The 16,734-nt window shown below is 71.8% G+C and carries 10 protein-coding genes and 1 tRNA gene; 1 reads left to right on the forward strand and 10 read right to left on the reverse strand.

Annotation, left to right across the window (positions count from 1 at the left end):
* Nucleotides 1-141: 141 nt before the first annotated feature.
* From AC0VYL_RS25250 to AC0VYL_RS25265, 4 genes are all read right to left on the reverse strand, one after another.
* Nucleotides 142-1,782, reverse strand: coding sequence for a right-handed parallel beta-helix repeat-containing protein (locus AC0VYL_RS25250; RefSeq protein ID WP_475481653.1), 1,641 nt, complete (start codon nt 1,780-1,782; stop codon nt 142-144).
* Nucleotides 1,783-1,894: 112 nt separating this feature from the next.
* A tRNA-Thr gene (locus AC0VYL_RS25255) sits at nt 1,895-1,967 on the reverse strand.
* A gap of 76 nt (nt 1,968-2,043) precedes the next feature.
* Complete coding sequence (locus AC0VYL_RS25260; protein WP_475483576.1) at nt 2,044-3,600, reverse strand: alpha/beta hydrolase; 1,557 nt, start codon at nt 3,598-3,600, stop codon at nt 2,044-2,046.
* Between the two features lie 144 nt (nt 3,601-3,744).
* Nucleotides 3,745-4,917, reverse strand: coding sequence for a DNA polymerase III subunit delta' (locus AC0VYL_RS25265; protein ID WP_475456551.1), 1,173 nt, complete (start codon nt 4,915-4,917; stop codon nt 3,745-3,747).
* A gap of 181 nt (nt 4,918-5,098) precedes the next feature.
* Between AC0VYL_RS25265 and AC0VYL_RS25270 the strand changes: the two genes are divergently transcribed.
* The gene (locus tag AC0VYL_RS25270; RefSeq protein ID WP_475481654.1) at nt 5,099-5,620 is read left to right on the forward strand and encodes a pyridoxamine 5'-phosphate oxidase family protein; all 522 of its coding nucleotides are present in this window, start codon (nt 5,099-5,101) and stop codon (nt 5,618-5,620) included.
* A 116-nt stretch (nt 5,621-5,736) separates the two neighbouring features.
* Here the strand turns inward: AC0VYL_RS25270 and tmk are convergent, their stop codons facing one another.
* The 6 genes from tmk to AC0VYL_RS25300 all read right to left on the reverse strand — a co-directional run bounded on the left by tmk (nt 5,737) and on the right by AC0VYL_RS25300 (nt 16,674).
* The gene (gene tmk, locus AC0VYL_RS25275; protein WP_475481655.1) at nt 5,737-7,845 is read right to left on the reverse strand and encodes a dTMP kinase; all 2,109 of its coding nucleotides are present in this window, start codon (nt 7,843-7,845) and stop codon (nt 5,737-5,739) included.
* Between the two features lie 278 nt (nt 7,846-8,123).
* Nucleotides 8,124-10,967, reverse strand: coding sequence for a type I DNA topoisomerase (gene topA, locus AC0VYL_RS25280; protein ID WP_475456557.1), 2,844 nt, complete (start codon nt 10,965-10,967; stop codon nt 8,124-8,126).
* A gap of 716 nt (nt 10,968-11,683) precedes the next feature.
* A complete protein-coding gene (locus AC0VYL_RS25285) occupies nt 11,684-12,985 on the reverse strand; it encodes a hypothetical protein (RefSeq protein WP_475481656.1) in 1,302 nt (433 codons plus the stop codon).
* Nucleotides 12,986-13,306: 321 nt separating this feature from the next.
* Complete coding sequence (locus AC0VYL_RS25290; protein ID WP_475481657.1) at nt 13,307-13,978, reverse strand: chaplin family protein; 672 nt, start codon at nt 13,976-13,978, stop codon at nt 13,307-13,309.
* 158 nt (nt 13,979-14,136) lie between these two features.
* Nucleotides 14,137-15,144: a hypothetical protein gene (locus tag AC0VYL_RS25295; protein WP_475456563.1), complete on the reverse strand. Its 1,008-nt coding sequence runs from the start codon at nt 15,142-15,144 to the stop codon at nt 14,137-14,139.
* A 207-nt stretch (nt 15,145-15,351) separates the two neighbouring features.
* Nucleotides 15,352-16,674 carry a M20/M25/M40 family metallo-hydrolase gene (locus tag AC0VYL_RS25300; RefSeq protein WP_475481658.1) on the reverse strand — a complete coding sequence of 441 codons (1,323 nt, stop codon included), beginning with the start codon at nt 16,672-16,674 and terminating at the stop codon, nt 15,352-15,354.
* Between the last annotated feature and the right edge of the window lie 60 nt (nt 16,675-16,734).

Raw genomic sequence — 16,734 nt, forward strand, 5'->3', positions numbered from 1 at the left:
GCGCCGGAGGGTCTGCGATAGGTACCGTATCCACCTGGGACGCCGGGAACCCGGGACGACGCACACACCTGTGGCCAGGGTCGGTCAGAAACCCCCGGACCGCAGGTCAGCGGAGGCCTCCCCGACCGAATCCATCCGGGATCACCCCTTGGGTCCGGAGACGTGCTCCCGGTCCCCTCCGCCGTTGTCCTGGAAGGTGACGTCCCGCGTCTCGACCACGGCGTCCGGATGGGCGCGCACTCCCGCTCCCGCGTTCCCCGTGATCCGGCACCGCACCGCCGCCACCCGGCTCGTGGCGTCGGCGGCGCCCAACCCGGCGTGGCGGCCGTCCCTGATCACCACGTCCTCCAGCGTGACCGTGCCGCCGTCGTCGGCCAGCGCTCCGGCCCCCTTCGCCCCGCTCACCTCGCCCGAGGTCAGGGAGAGCGACGCCTCGTGCGCGGCCAGGGCCACGCCGGAGACGTCGGAGACACGGGCGTCGACGACCTCCACGGTCGAGCCCGTCCGCGACCGGACCGCGGCGCCGTGGTCCCCGGCGGCCTCCAGGCCGCGCACCGTGACCGTGCTGCCCTCCTCGGCCAGGACCGTGCCCCTCGTGCGTTCGGAGGACAGCGAGGCCAGGACCGCCTCGGAGCCGGTCACGGTGGCCACCGGCCCGGCCAGGTCGGTACCCCTGAGCCCGTCGGCCTCTAGGCGGCTCCCCCGCACGTGCACCCCGCGCCCGTACAGGCTGGACTCGGAGGAGGGGAGGTAGGAGTCCGGGTGGGCGTCCGCGAACTCGACGTCGGACAGCTCGACCCGGCTCTCGAAGGCCAGGATCGCGGCCTGCCCCATCCCCTCGAAGCGCAGTCCCCGCCCCGTGAGGTGGCCGCCCTGGACGAGGACGTTGGTGCTCCGGACGTTCTCGAAGCCCAGGCGGTCGGCGGTGACCGTTCCCTTCACCGCCATGCCGGTGGAGGCCGAGTCGGAGATCCGGCCGGAGGAGAGGTGCGCCACGGACCCCGTGCCGACGGCGATCCCGTAGCGGTCCTCACCCCAGTCGCTCACCCGGAAGTCGGTGAGGACGGCTCGGGTGCCCTCGCCCGTGACCATGACCCCGGAACTGCCGCCCCCGCTGATCGAGAGACCGGTGACGCGGACGTCGGACCCCCGCGTGATCCCCAGGGTGAAGTCCGCGTCCACCTCGGCGTTGACCATGGTGCAGTCGGTGACCGTGACCGTGGACCCGACGATGCCGAAGGCACCGATCACGAGGTTGGAGAACGCGACCGAGCTGACGGCCGGGCCGTCGGCGTCCTTGAAGGCGAGGTACGCGTTCCGGAAGTGGGTGTCCCTCAGGACACCGCCCGCCCCGCCCAACCAGTGGAGCCCTCCGCCCTCGAACCGGCAGTTGACGATCTCCGTGCCGTCCCCGTGGATCCTCAACTGGGAGCCCGACGAGAACACGGTGTCGATCGCCCTGAACCGGGTCCCCGGCCCTGTGCGGACCCCGGGATGCCCCGACGCGCCGCGGACGTGGACGCCGTAGAGCTCCAGTGCCGCCCGCTCGCCGGTCACGGCGAACACGCTGTCGCCCCCCTCGGCGACGATCTCCACGCTGCCGGGACCGGCGACGGGGACGACCGTGACCCTGGTGGTGATCTCCAGGCAGCGGGGCTCCGTGTAGACGCCCGGCTCCGCGTGCAGGTAGAGGTCCGTGTGCGCATGGCGCGGGTCGTGCAGCACCGCCCCGAACGAGGCGAAGGCGTGCGGGTCGGACGGTGAGATCCGGGCGGTGTACATCCGAGGGCTCCCGGTGTGGGGGGGTGGGTGGCTGACACGTACCGTAACGCCCCGCACCGTCAGATCCCACCAACGAGAAACGCCACCCCGTTCGGGGTGGCGTTCTGGCCGGAGCCGCCTATCGGAATCGAACCGATGACCTATTCATTACGAGTGAATCGCTCTGCCGACTGAGCTAAGGCGGCACACCGCCACGACTGTGCGCGTGGCGAAGCAGAAACCAGTCTAGCGCCTCCGGCGAGTGGCGCGAACCGGTCCCCGCTATCCGGCGTCGTCCGCCAGATGGCTGGCGCAGGCCATCCCGTCCTCGGGCACGGCCAGGTCCAGCAGGTACTCGTCGACGACCGTGTCCACGCAGGTGTCGCCCATCCGGTAGCCGGTGTGGCCGTCGCCGTCACGGGTCACCAGGAAGCCCGAGTCCAGCTGGCCCGCGAGCGCCTCGGCCCAGGCGTAGGGGGTGGCGGAGTCACGCGTGGTGCCCACCACCATGATCGGGTCGGCGCCGACGGCGTTGAGCTCCCCGAGCGGCGCCACCGCCTCCTCTGGCCAGAACGCGCAGGTCAGAGCGCCCCAGGCGAGCATCGGCCCGAACATCGGAGACTCCTCGGCCGCTTCGGCCGCCGCCTCGGCGTAGGCCTCCACCTCGCGGGGCGCGACCGAGTCCGAGCAGTTGACCGCAGTGAGCGCGGCCGTGGAGTTCTCGTACTCGGCCAGGTCCCCGCGCCCGTACAGGTCGTCCCCGAGCAGCAGCAGGCCGGTGCCGTCGCCGTCCTCCATCGCGTCGGTGAGCGCCTCGCGCACGCGCGGCCACCAGTTCTCCGTGTACAGGGCGGCGAGCACGCCCAGTTCGGCGCGGGCCCGGTTGACCTCCCGGCCGTCGCCGGTGCTGTTGGACAGGGGTTCCTCGGCCGCCTCGGCCAGGAAGGAGTCCAGCGTGGCGATGCCCTCGTCCACGGTGCTGCCCCGGGCACCGAGCGGGCAGTCGGGCAGGGTGAAGCAGTCCTCGACGAAGGAGCGCAGCGCCGTCTCGAAACCGGTGGCCTGCTCCACGCTCACGCTGAGCTGGTCCTGGCTCGGGTCGACGGCGCCGTCGAGCACCAGGGCCCGCACGCGCTCGGGGAACTGCTCGGCGTACTGCGCGCCGATGTGGGTGCCGTAGGAGGCGCCCAGGTAGGTGAGCCGCTCGTCCCCGAGCAGGCCGCGGAGCACGTCCATGTCGCGGGCCACGTCGGCGGTGCCGATGTTGCGCATCAGCTCCGGGTCGTTCTCCTCGCAGGCCTCGACGAACGCCCGGCTGTTGGCCTCGATCTCGGCCAGCCCCTCGGGGCCGAGGTCCGCGAGGTCGTCCGCCCCCTCGCCGTCCCCGTAGTCCGTGCCCAGGAAGACGTCGATCTCCTCGGCGTCCAGGCAGGTCAACGGGGTGCTGCGGCCCACACCGCGCGGGTCGAAGCCGACCACGTCGAAGCTCGCGCGCACCGACTCGCTGACGGTGTAGGGGGCGTGGTCCACGAAGTCGTGCCCGGAGCCGCCGGGGCCGCCGGGGTTGACCAGCAGCGACCCGGTGACGTCGTCACCGGTGGCGGGCAGGCGCTTGACGGCGATCTCGATCCGTTCGCCGTCGGGCTCGTCGTAGTCCAGCGGCACCTCGAAGACGGCGCACTCGCTGTCGGGCAGGCCGCTCTCGCACTCGCCCCAGGCCAGTTCCTGATCGGTGACCTCCACCCGGGTGGCGTCGCCGTCACCGGACGCGTCACCGTCGCCGTCGCCGTCGCTCGTACAACCGGAGACCAGCACCGTCCCGGCGAGCAGCGCCGCCAACGGACCCCGATACCTCGTGCCCACCCGTAACCGCCTTCACTCGAATCCCGCGCCCGCCCCTGGACGGCGCCGTCACCGTGCACGGTCGCGCCGACACGTGACCGAACCATTCTCCCGGTCGCCGCGGCGGCCCGGCCCCCGGCCCTATCCGGCCAGGAGCGCGGAGGTCATGGCCTCCATGGCGATCTGCGGATGCACGTTGGCCGCGATCCGCTCACGGCAGACCATGATCGCGTCGATCCTCCGCAGGGTGGACTCGGGGGTGCCGGAGCGGGCGATCCGTTCCAGGTCCCCCGAGCGCTCGGCCGTGGACCGCTCCACCGCCGCGCCCAACTGGAGGGTGAGCACGTCCCGGTAGAAGGCGGCCAGGTCGAGCAGGGCCCTGTCGTAGGAGTCCCGCTTGATCCGGGTGGCCCTGCGCTTCTGCCGCTCGTCCAGGTCCTTGAGGGCCCCCGCCGCGCCACGGACCGCCTTGGCCACGCCCTTGCCGGTGGAACCCTCGCCGAAGGCCGCCTTGAGCTCGTCCTTCTCCTTCTCGTTGAGGGACGTGGTGAGCGCCTTGGACTCCTCCTCCGCGATCTCGAACAGGCGCGCGGCGGCGGTGACACAGGCCCCGAGCCCGTCGAGCCCGGCGGGGATGGACAGGACCTCCGCCCGTCTGCGCCGCGCCTCCGGGTCGGTGGCCAGTTGCCGGGCCCGGTCGACCCGGCCCGCGGCCGCCCGGGCGGCCGATTCGGCGGCCGCCCGGTCCACCCCGTCGCGCTGGACGAGGGCGTCCACGATCTGGCGGGTGCCGGGGGTGGCCAGCGTCACCAGGCGGCACCGGGAGCGGATGGTGATGAGGAGGTCGTCCGGGGTGGGCGTGCACAGCAGCCACACCGTGCGCGGGGAGGGCTCCTCCACCGCCTTGAGGAGGGCGTTGGAGGCGGCCTCGGTGGCGCGGTCGGCGTCCTCGAAGAGCACGATCCGGAAGTTCCCGCCGGAGGGCTTGGACCCGGCGCGGAGTACGAGGTCGCGGGTGGCGGCCACACCGAAGCTCAACCCGCTGGGCCGCACGTACAGCACGTCCGGGTGGGTCCCGGTCAGCACCTGGTGGCAGGAGTCGCAGTGCCCGCACCCGCCGTCCCGGCACTGGAGGGCGGCGGCGAAGGCGCGGGCCGCCTCCTCCCGACCGGACCCCGGCGGGCCGGTGAACAGCCAGGCGTGGGTCATCCCGGCGCCGCGTCCCCCGGCGAGGAGGTCGGCCGCGCCCGCGACCGCCCGGCCCAGCTGTGCGCTCGCCGCCTCCTGGCCGACGAGGTCGTCGAAGACCGTCAAGCTTGCCCCCCGGAGCACATGGAATGTCTGGTTCCAGAATAGGAGTCCCCACCGACGCCGTGGCCGTTTTCCACAGGCCCTCCTCCGCGGTCGGGCCCCGGCGCCGCGCACCGGCGGGGCACCCCGATGAGTCCCCGCTCCTCGGAGAGTCTGTTCCGGTGAGAGGAAGAAGGTGGTCTCCGTGAACGAACGAACACCCCTGACCGAGGTCTGCCCGGAGTTCGGCAGCCCCGACGCGCCACCGGTTCCCTGGGAGCGGGCCCGCGCCGTCCTGGCCGGGGCGCCCCTGTACTGGGTGACGACCGTGCGCCCCGACGGCCGCCCCCACGCGACCCCCCTGCTGGGCGTGTGGGCGGACGGCGCCCCGTACTTCTGCACCGGACGGGAGGAACGGAAGGCCCTCAACCTGGCCGCGAACCCGCACTGCGCCATGAGCACGGGCGACAACGCGCTGGAGGGCGGCCCGGACGTGATCGTCGAGGGCACCGGCGCCCCGGTGGACGACCCGGCCGAGCTGGACCGGGTCGCCACCGCCTACGAGGTCAAGTACGGCCCCGCCGTCACCTCCGAGACCGGCACCTGGTTCGGGCTCCCCGACGCGGTGCGCGGGGCCGTGATCCTGACCGTCCGGGTCACCCCGGTGAAGGCCTTCGCCTTCGGCAAGGCGCCCGTGTTCAGCCAGACCCGCTACGCGTTCCCCTGAGCCCGGGGCGGCACCCGCTCCCGGGGGGGGCTGGCGTCGCCCACCGCCAGCCGCCCCGGACAGAGAAGGGGCCCCTCCCGTCGGGGAGGGGCCCGCACACGTCCGGGAGCCGGGTCCTACTCGGGACGGATCACCGGGATCATCCCGGTGACCGCCTCGGAGCTGGAGTCGACCGGGTCGGGCAGCAGCGGACGCATCCGGCGCTGGATCTCCCGGGTGATCTTCTCCTGCGGCTCACGGGCGTCGAGCACCAGGTAGCGGTCCGGGTCCTGCTCGGCCAGCTCACGGAAGCCCTTGCGAACCCGCGCGTGGAACTCCACCGACTCCGACTCGATGCGGTCGGCCGGTCCGCCCAGACGCGACAGCCCGTCCTCCGGGCGCACGTCGAGCAGCACCGTCAGGTCCGGGACCAGGTCCTGGGTGGCCCACGAACTGATCCGGCCGACGTCCCCGACCTCCAGGTCGCGCCCGGCGCCCTGGTAGGCGAGCAGGGAGTCCACGTAGCGGTCGCTGATCACCACGGCGCCCCGGCGCAGCGCGGGCAGGATCTCCTGCTCGACGTGGTCCGCCTTGTCCGCCGCGTAGAGCAGCACCTCGGCCCGGTTGGTGATGTGCGAGTTCTCGCGGTCGAGCAGGATGCCGCGCAGCCGCATGCCGAGCTTGGTGGCTCCCGGCTGGCGGGTGCCCACCACCTCGAAGCCCTGGTCGCGCAGCCACACCGTCAGCTCGCGCACCTGGGTGGACTTGCCCGCGCCCTCGCCGCCCTCCAGGACGATGAAGGCTCCCGTGATCCGGGCGTCCTCCTCCTCGTCGGCGGTGGGCGTGATCCCGCGCAGGGCCGCGAAGAGTTCGGGGACCAGGCCGGGCCCGGCCTCCGGGTCGTCCCGGTTGACCTGCTGGTACGCGACGACCGCGCCGATAACCGCGAGCAGGCCGCCCGCCATCAGGACCAGGCCGCTGCCGTGCAGGTCGTAGCTGAGCGGGCCGCCGAGCGGGATCACGTGGTCCCCGGCGAACCCGGCGACCAGCGGAGCCAGGACGGCGCCAGCGAGCAGGGCCAGCCTGCCCGTGCCGTGCAGGAGGGCGAACGCGGCGCCCCGCTGCTCCTCCTCGACCTCCACGCCGACCAGGGACGTCCCGGTCACCCACGCCAGCCCCGCGCCGGTCCCCAGGACCAGGGCCAGGACGGCGGAGAGCACCATGTCACCGATGGCGCCGGTGAAGAGCAGTGCCAGGGCGGCCAGGCCGACGGCCAGCCCGAGCAGGCGGCGTCGGCTGAACTGCTTGAGGACGCGCGGACCGGAGACGAGCCCCAGCCCGAGGCCCAGGAAGAGCGCGGCGACCAGGACACCGAACCCGGCGTTGCCCGCGCCGAGGTTCTCCACGTGCGCCCGGCCCACACCGACGACCAGACCACCGGCAGCGGCCGTGACGGCCAGTGCGACCACCACACCGCGCACGAGCGAACCGCCGCCGACCGCCGCGCGGCCGGAGACGACCGCGTGGAGGACGTTCGCGTCCCGGTTGGGGCTCAGCGACCCCTTGGACACCGCGTGCCTGGGCAGCGGCAGACCGGCGACGACGATCGCCGCGACGAAGAAGGTGAGGGCGTTCAGGTAGAGGGCGACGTCCGCCTCGGGGTTGGCCATGGACGGCACGAGCGCGCCCAGCAGATTGCTGATCGACGCCAGGACCGCGAACAGCAGGGCCGCGACCGGGGCGGCTCCGTAGGTCGCCAGCAGGGTCAGCTTGTTGGCCTGGCCGAGCATCCGCTTGGGGACGAGCGTCGGAATGGTGGCGTCCCGGGCCGGGGTCCACAGGAGCGCGACGATCTCCGCGAGGAGGCTCGCGATCAGCAGCCACTGCAGCGTGAAACCGGAGGACAACAGGCCGACCACGGGGATCGACACGTACAGGAGGCCGCGCAGGACGTCGCCGCCGACCATCGTCCACCGCCGGTCCAGGCGGTCCGCGACGGCCCCGGCCAGGGGGCTGAGCAGGAGTGCCGGGGCGAGCTTGATGGCGACGACGCCGCTGACGGCGAGGTACTGGGCCAGGGGGGAGCCGTCGGCGGTGAAGATGGCCGCGAGGGACACCAACGCCAGCAGGCTCAGCCAGTCACCCAGGCTGGACAGGGAAAGCGAGATCCACAGCCTTCTGAAGGGTGTGATCGCGAGGACGTTCTGCGCCTCGGCCGGCGCTCCCAGGGGTGCAGATCTGCTCATAGCGCTCAAGATTATCTACGAGGGGGATAGGAACTGACAGGCGTGCTCGCCTGTCCAGGTGATTCGGGGGGAACGTTCAGGGTTCACACACGTTTTCGTGTCCCCATCCGTCACGCACAGCGTAGTACGGAAGATCATCCCCGAACAGGGATCCCGCGTCGCGTATCCGTCACGTCTCTCCGGCGGCCCCGCGACGGGCGGAGGCGCCGCCGGAAGGCCGCGCGCCCGGGCGCCCCCTGAGGGAGCACCCGGGCGTGCGCGGTCGGGTCCGGACGGGACTACTCGTCGGAGGCCTTCTTCGTGGTCGTCCTCGGCTCACCGGTCTTCTTGGCCGCGGGCTTCTTCGCCGCCGCCTTCTTGACCGTGGTGGTCGTGGTCTTCTTCGCGGCGGGCTTCTTCGCCGGTGCCTTCTTGGCGGCGGGCTTCTTGGCCGGTGCCTTCTTCTTGGCGGGGGCCTTGGCCCGGCGCTCGGCCAGCAGCTCGGCGGCGCGCTCGTCGGTGATCGACTCGACCTCGTCGCCCTTGCGCAGGGAGGCGTTGACCTCCCCGTCGGTGACGTAGGGGCCGAACCGGCCGTCCTTGACCACCATCTTGGCGCCCGAGGCCGGGTCCTCCCCGAGCTCGCGCAGGGGCGGGGCCGCCGCCCGGCGACCGCGCTGCTTGGGCTGGGCGAAGATCGCCTGCGCCTCCTCCAGGGTGACCGTGAACATCTGCTCCTCGGTCTCCAGGGAGCGGCTGTCGGTGCCCTTCTTGAGGTAGGGACCGAAGCGGCCGTTCTGGGCGGTGACGTCCTCGCCGTCGAGCTGACCCACCACGCGGGGCAGGGACAGCAGACGCAGCGCGTCCTCCAGGGTGACCGTGTCCAGGTCCATGTCCTTCAGCAGGGAGCTGGTGCGCGGCTTGACCTTGGCGGCCTTCTTCGCCTTGGGCTTGGTCTCGCCCTCGGGCTCCTCCGGCTCCGGGAAGACCTCGGTGACGTAGGGGCCGTAGCGCCCGGTCTTGGCCACGATCATGCGGCCGGTCTCCGGGTCGGGTCCGAGCTCGCGGTCCCCGCTGGGCTGGGCGAAGAGCTCCTCCGCCTTCTCCTCGGTCAGCTCGTCCGGGGCCAGGTCCTCCGGCACGTTGACCCGGACGCCCTCGCGGTCCAGGTAGGGGCCGTAGCGCCCCACCCGCAGCATGATGTCGGTCCCGGGCAGCGGGAGGGAGCTGACCTCCTTGGGGTCGATCTCGGAGAGGTGGTCGCCCACCAGCTCCTTGAGCCCCGTCTCCTGGTTGCCCTCGGCGTCCTCGCCGCCGAAGTAGAACCGGCGCAGCCACGGCAGGCTCTCGGCCTCGCCCCGGGCGATGTCGTCGAGGCTCTCCTCCAGGCGCGCGGTGAACTCGTAGTCCACCAGGTTGCCGAAGTGGCGCTCCAGCAGCTGGACGACGGCGAAGGCCAGGAAGGACGGCACGAGCGCCGTGCCCTTCTTGAACACGTAGCCGCGGTCCAGGATCGTGCCGATGATCGAGGCGTAGGTGGAGGGGCGGCCGATCTCCCGCTCCTCCAGCTCCTTGACCAGGGTCGCCTCGGTGTAGCGCGCGGGCGGCCGGGTGCTGTGCCCCTCGGCCTCCAGGTTCTGCGCCTTGACCGGGTCCTCCTCGGACATCGCGGGCAGGCGGCGCTCGCGGTCGTCCAGGTCGGCGGCCGGGTCGTCGGAGCCCTCCACGTAGGCCTTGAGGAAGCCGTGGAAGGTGATGACCTTGCCGCTGGCGGCGAACTCCGCGACCTCGCCGTCGGCGGAGGTCCCCTCGATCCGCACGGACACGGACTCACCCACCGCGTCCTTCATCTGGCAGGCGACGGTGCGCTTCCAGATGAGGTCGTACAGGCGCAGTTCGGGACCGGACAGCGGGGTCTCGTTGGGTGTGCGGAAGGTGTCGCCCGCGGGGCGGATGGCCTCGTGGGCCTCCTGCGCGTTCTTGACCTTCTTGGCGTACACACGCGGCTTGTCCGGCAGGTAGTCGCCGCCGTACAGGCGCCGCACCTGGTTGCGGGCGGCCTTGATCGCGCTGTCCGACAGCGTGGTGCTGTCGGTACGCATGTAGGTGATGTACCCGTTCTCGTACAGCCGCTGGGCGACCTGCATGGTCTGCTTCGCGGACAGGTTGAGCTTGCGGGAGGCCTCCTGCTGGAGGGTGGTGGTGCGGAAGGGGGCGTACGGCGAACGGCGGTAGGGCTTGCGCTCCACCGACCGCACGGCGAACCCGGCACCGGCCAGGCGCTCGGCCAGACCGCGGGCGGTGGCCTCGTCCAGCTGGCGCACGTCGCGGTCGGAGCGGATGGTGCCCTGGGGGGTGAAGTCGCGCCCGGAGGCGATCCGCTTGCCGTCCACGGAGAAGAGCGTGGCGGGGAAGGTGGAGGGGCCGTCGGGGACACCGGCCTCGGTGGCGTCGAAGAGCGCCTTGAGGTCCCAGTACTCGGCGGAGGTGAACGCCATGCGCTCACGCTCGCGCTCGACCACCAGACGGGTGGCCACGGACTGCACGCGGCCCGCCGAGAGCTTCGGCATGACCTTCTTCCACAGCACGGGTGAGACCTCGTAGCCGTAGAGGCGGTCCAGGATGCGTCGGGTCTCCTGCGCGCTGACCAGGCGGGTGTTCAGGTCCCGCGTGTTGTTCGCGGCGTGCTGGATGGCGTCCTTGGTGATCTCGTTGAAGACCATCCGGCGAACGGGGATCCTGGGGTTGAGTTCCTCGCGCAGGTGCCAGGCGATGGCCTCGCCCTCGCGGTCCTCATCTGTGGCCAGGAGGAGTTCGTCGGCGTCCGCCATGAGCTCCTTGAGCTTCTTGACGTGCGCCTTCTTGTCGGAGTTGACGACATAGAGCGGTTCGAAGTCGCTGTCCACGTCGACACCGAGCCGTGCCCAGGGCTGTCCCCGGTACTTGGTGGGGATCTCCGCGGCCTTGGTGGGCAGGTCACGGATGTGACCGATGCTGGACTCCACGACGTAGCCGCGCCCCAGGTATCCGGCGATGGTCTTCGCCTTGGCTGGTGACTCGACGATGACGAGAGCGGTACCCGCCCCCTGGCTTGCCTTGTCCTTCGAGCCGTTCTTGCCGGCGCTGCCCTTCGTGGGTGGCACGCTGTTTCCCCTACGTCTAGCCTTACGTGTTCTGTCGGCCGCGGTCCTTCGGTTCCCGTGGGAACCGACAGTAACCGAACTACAGGCTCTCCCCCGTCGGTGAGCGGGCCTGGTCCCTCGTTCGGGGCTCGCCCTCCATGGACGTCGGGCCGTCTCCCACCGGCACCCGCAGAATAAGCGCAACACGGGCCGGTACCGGCCCGTAACCTGCACTACCGGCCGTGGCGCCGCTCTCCCTCACGTCTTTTCCTGCTCTGGCGAGCACCTGGAACACCCCACCAAAGTGACTTGCATCACACTTCGGGGCTTCAGGGTGTCCTCGCCCCCAGAATGCGGCGAGTCCTCCCGGATATTCCCGGGAGGACTCGGCTCACGTCCTGAGCTCGGCGGTCGTCACCCCCACCCTCCCGCAGTCCACCGCGTTCCATAACGGAACGGGAGCGCGGAGGCGACTCACCACCACTTCACTTCGGACGTGCACGGCACCTCTTTCGGCGCCGGTCGCGGGGACACCGCCCGCAGCACCGCCTCCGCCGTGCCAGGGAGGTCCGGCTTCCCGCAGTCCACCGCGTTCCATAACGGAACGGGAGGCCGCACTCCCCCTGGTCCGGCGGGTGGCCGTGTACGGGCTCACCCCCCACGCAGGTCCTTCGGACCGTGTCCGGAGGAACGCCCGGAGGCGTCCGCCGTACGGACCCTGGAACCTGTTCTGTCAGCTACAGGCCGATGCCGGCGGCGCCCAGCAGGTCACCGACCGGGTCGACGGACGGGATCTCGGAGGCGTCGGGCAGCTCGGAGGCGCGCTCCGGGGCGTGCTCCTCGACCGACTGCGCGGCGGTCTCGCTCAGGTCGTAGCCGACCGGCAGCATCTCGGAGACGGGAACCTCGGGCAGCTGGTCCACCAGCGGGACGCTGTCCAGGGCGGAGGCCTGCGGCTCGGTCTCCGCGCTCTGGTGCACGACCTTGGAGTCGGCGTCGGTGGCGCTGGCGCCCGCGATGCCCGCGACGGCGGCCACGGAGTTGCCCGCGACGTTCACCGGGACGTCGGCGTCGGCGACCAGCTGGTTGCCGCCGAGCACGGAGCCGTTGCCGGAGGTCGCGATGTCGCGGTGGGCCTCCTTGACGACGGCGTCGCTGTCGGTGGCGGCCGCACCCGCGACACCGCCGACGGCGCCGATCGCGTTGCCCGCGACGTTCACGGGGACGTCCAGGTCCACGACGGCCTGGTTGCCGCCGAGCACGGAGCCGTTGCCGGAGGTGGCGATCGACTGGTGCTCACGGACCGGGGCGGACTGACGCAGGACACCGGCGTCGATGCCGGAGGTGTCGGGCAGGATCTGCGCGTTGCCGACGGCCTCGCTGAGCAGGTCGGCCGTGGTCAGCGGAGCGGACTGGTGCTCGACGCCGGGGGCCTCGTGGCTCTGGCGGACGATCGCGTCCGCGTCCGTGGCGGCCGCACCCGCGACGCCGCCGACGGCGCCGATCGCGTTGCCGGAGATGTTCACGGGGACGTCCAGGTCACCGACGATCTGGTTACCGCCGATGAGGGAGCCGTTGCCGGACGTGGCGACGTCGGGCTCGCCGTGCTTGTGCTTGTGGCCGTGCCCGCCCTGGAGGACCTTGGAGTCGCTGCCGGTGCTGGAGGCACCCGCGACGCCGCCGACGGCGCCGATCGCGTTGCCGGTGACGTTGATCGGCACGTCGCCGTCGACGACCAGCTGGTTGCCGCCCAGGATCGAGCCGTTGCCCGAGGTGTGGACCTCGTTGTGGTGGTGGTCGATCACCTTCGCGTCACTGCCGGTGCTGGAGGCACCCGCGATGCCGGCGACGGCGCCGACGGCGTTACCGGTGAGGTTGACGGGGACGTCCGCGTTCAGGACGGCCTGGTTGCCACCGAGAACCGAGCCGTTGCCACTGGTGGCGACGTCGCTGTCGGCGAAGGCCACGCCGGTGCCCAGAGCGACGAAGCCGGCCGCGAGGAGCACGGACTTCGCGGAGGTGCTAGCCCACTTACGCATGTGGGAAGTCCTTTCGAGATAACGAGTTGATGAGAAGGTGTCTGTGCGGGCCCACAGGCCGTTCCACACCCCTGGGTGGGATGCGGGCCTTTGGCTGAGGCCGGGGATCATCCGGTCGGCTCCGCACCTGGGCGGTGCGTGGTCTGCCGGTCTGGTGGGTGTGGTCGGCGTCCGTCTGCGCTGGCTGCGTGCGGACGTCCACACCCCGTCGATCAGCTCCGCTCTGGTTGAGCGGCGGCTGACGTGAACCCCGAGCACATGGCCTCGGCCGGTGCTGCGGGACTCGCGTCAACCCCCGGGCCCGGGGGCCCGGGGAGCTGATCAGGCCCGGGCCCTGTGGCGCTTGCCGAAGAGCAGGAGCCCGATGCCTGCGGCGACCGTGAGGACCGCCCCCGCGAGCAGCGCGGCGAGGCCGCTCTGGTCCGTGCCGGTCACGGCGAGGCGCTGCTCGTCGGCGGACGGAGCGGAGGGCGAGGCGGCGTCGGCGGGCCGCTCGGGGGTCCCCGGGGCGGCGGGCGAGGGCTCCTCGGACGGCGACTGCCCGTCCTCGCCCCGCCCCTTGTCCTGCTCCCCCGCGGGCTCCTCGGGGTCCCCCACGACGGGGTCGTCGTCGGGGTTCTGCTGCTCGTGCTTGTCCTCCTCCGGCTCACCGGGCTGGCCGGGCTCTCCGGGCGTGCCCGGCTCCTCGGGCTCACCGGGCTTGCCCGGCTCCCCGGGCTCGTGGCCGTCGTAGCCGGGGTGCGGGTTCTTCGGGGTGCCGGTCTCGGTGACGCTGGCCCCGCCGTCGGTGCAGTTGGCACCGGCGACGCCCAGGACCGCGATGGCGTTCCCGCAGAGGTTGATCGGAAGGTCACCGTCGACGACGAGCTGGTTGCCGCCGCCGAGCGATCCGTTACCGCTGGTCGTGGTGTCGGCGTGGGCGATGCCGCTGGCGGCGACGAAGAATCCGGTGGCCACGAGGGCCGCGAAACGGAGGTGGGTTGACTGGGTCATCGGCTGTCCTTTGGTCGACGAGGAGGTCCTGCTGGCTACTCGTGTGACCGCGGACGGAGTTCCCGGCTATGGAGCCTTGGGAAGGGAGCGCGCCCACCGGGAATCGGCTGGGCGGCTGTGCGCAGGGCGCACGGACCGGCCGCGGTCTGGGAGCGCGGCTAGTCGGGAGAGTACGAGGGGTCGTCCGCGGCATCGCGAACGACCAGGGTGGGGTCGCCGGGAAGGGCGACCCGCTGGGCCCGAAGCGCCATGTGACCGGCGCGGGCCATGAGGAAACCAGCGGCACCGGGTGCCGGGAAGGACGGGGCGGAGGCACCGGTGGTGTCCGGCCCGACCTGGTGGTGGGAGCCACCGCCGATGAGGCGGATGCGCTCTGCGGAGTCGTCGTCGGAGGCCGTGTCACCGGCGTTCCCCGCGACCTCGTTGGCCACACGCCACGAGGTCTGGGCGACGTGGGCGGCGACCTCGTCCTTGACGCGCGCCACCCTCTCCTCGCGCTCCCGCTTCTCGGCGTCGGAACGCTCGGCGGTGGGCGCGGAGACGGCGGGCTCCTCCTCGGAGCCCAGGATCGGCAGTCCCAGGGGACCGCCGGGTTCGGTCACGGAGTCGATCCCACCGCGCCCGACCGTGTCGTTCAGGCTGGTGGCCACACTGTCGACCAGCGCGGACTCGCGCAACGACTGGTCCGTGGAGTCGACGACCCCCTGACCGGTGCGAGCGACCCCGGCGACGAGGCCGGTGGCCCCGCGAGCGGTGTCGTCGACGGCCTGACCGGTGTCGTGGACGACGGCGCCCACCGAGCTCTCCTCCAGCGCCGCGCCGGTCTCCCGCAGCGCGTTCCTCGAAAGCGAGGAGGCCTGGGGGACGACGCCGCCGGTGAGGGCCTCCGTGGAGGAGGCCGCCCGGCTCGCGGTGTCGGAGAGCTTGGAGTCCCGGAGCTCGTCGGCGGCCTGACCGGTGCGGTCAGTGAGCTCACCGACGCCCAGGACACTTCCGCCGAGCCCGCCGGACTCGGAGGCGGTCTCGCTGTGCGCGACACCCATTCCTCCGGCCAGCCAGGCGACGGCGACGATGCCGGACAGGAGCAGCAACCGAGCGTAGGCACCACGGGCGTTGCGAGCAGCGCGACTGGAGGAAACCAGCCACCCTCGGCTCGCGAGCACCATGGATGCCCCTTCGTGTCATTGCTGCTGGACGGTCCCGCGCGGCGACGCCGCTGACGGTCGCACCGCGAAGCCCCGGTAAACAGAGGCCCCGCTGAACTGAAAGCAACACTAGCATCACCGTGAGTGACCATGGGCGAAAAAGAGAACCGCGCCGAGAACTTCTCGGCGCGGCCTTTCGTCCCGTCCCGCTATGGGCGGTTTTGCAGGTCAGCTCATGCCGACGAACCGGTCCAGCACCCGCACGCCGAACTGGAGGCCGTCCACGGGAACGCGCTCGTCCACCCCGTGGAACATGCCAGCGAAGTCCAGCTCCGGGGGGAGCCTGAGCGGCGCGAAACCGTAGTTGCGCACGCCCAGCCGGGAGAAGCTCTTGGCGTCCGTGCCGCCCGAGAGGCAGTAGGGCACGGCCTTGGCGCCCGGGTCCTCGGCCAGCAGCGACTCCGACATGGCGTTCACCAGGCCGCCGTCGAAGGGCGTCTCCACGGCGGGCAGGTGGTGGATGAAGTCGCGGCTGACCTTCGGGCCCAGCAGTTCGTCGATCTTCGCGAAGTACGCGTCCTCGGTCCCGGGCAGGAAGCGCCCGTCCACCTGCGCGGTGGCCTCACCGGGGATGACGTTGGCCTTGTAGCCGCCGCCGAGCACCGTGGGGTTGAGGGTGTTGCGCAGGGTGGCGCCGATCATCTTGGCGATGGGACCCAGCCGGGCCACCGTGGCGTCCACGTCCCTCTCGTCGAAGGGGATGCCGAACTCCTCGCAGATCTCCTCCAGGAAGGTCCGCACGGTCGGGGTCAGCTGCACGGGGAACTCGTGCTGTCCCAGCCGGGCGACGGCCGCCGCCAGTTCGGTGACGGCGTTGTCCCTGTTGGTCATCGAACCGTGCCCGGCGGTGCCGCGCGCGGTCAGCTTCATCCACGCGATGCCCTTCTCCGCCGTCTCCACGAGATAGAGGCGCCGGTTCTCGTTGACCGTGAAGGAGAAGCCGCCGACCTCGCTGATCGCGGAGTCGCAGTCGGCGAACAGCTCGGGGTGCTCGTCCACCAGGTACTGGGCGCCCCAGGTGCCGCCCGCCTCCTCGTCCGCGAGGAAGGCCAGCACGATGTCGCGCGGGGGCCTGCGCCCCTCGCGCAGCCGCTGGCGCAGCATCGCCAGCACCATCGCGTTCATGTTCTTCATGTCGACGGCGCCGCGCCCCCACACGCAGCCGTCGGTGACCTCACCGGCGAAGGGGTGGTGGGTCCAGTCCTCGGGTGCGGCGGGGACGACGTCCAGGTGGCCGTGGATGAGGAGGGGCGGACGAGAGGAGTCCTCTCCCGAGATCCGCGCCACGACGTTGCTGCGCCCGGGGTGCTTCTCGTAGATCCGCGACTCCACCCCGACCTCGTCGAGCCTGGCCGCCACGTACTCCGCCGCCTTGCGCTCGCCCGGCCCGGAGTGGTCACCGTAGTTGGAGGTGTCGATCTCGATGAGCTCCCGGCACAGGTCGACGACCTCGACCTCGCCCGCGCTCGGTTCCCTGCCTGGTTCCACCATCTGGTTCTCCCATCTCAGGACGCACCTTTTGGCCTAGAGCCTGTCACGGTGACCCCCCGC

The sequence above is a fragment of the Nocardiopsis sp. iso_238 genome (genome assembly GCF_056173325.1).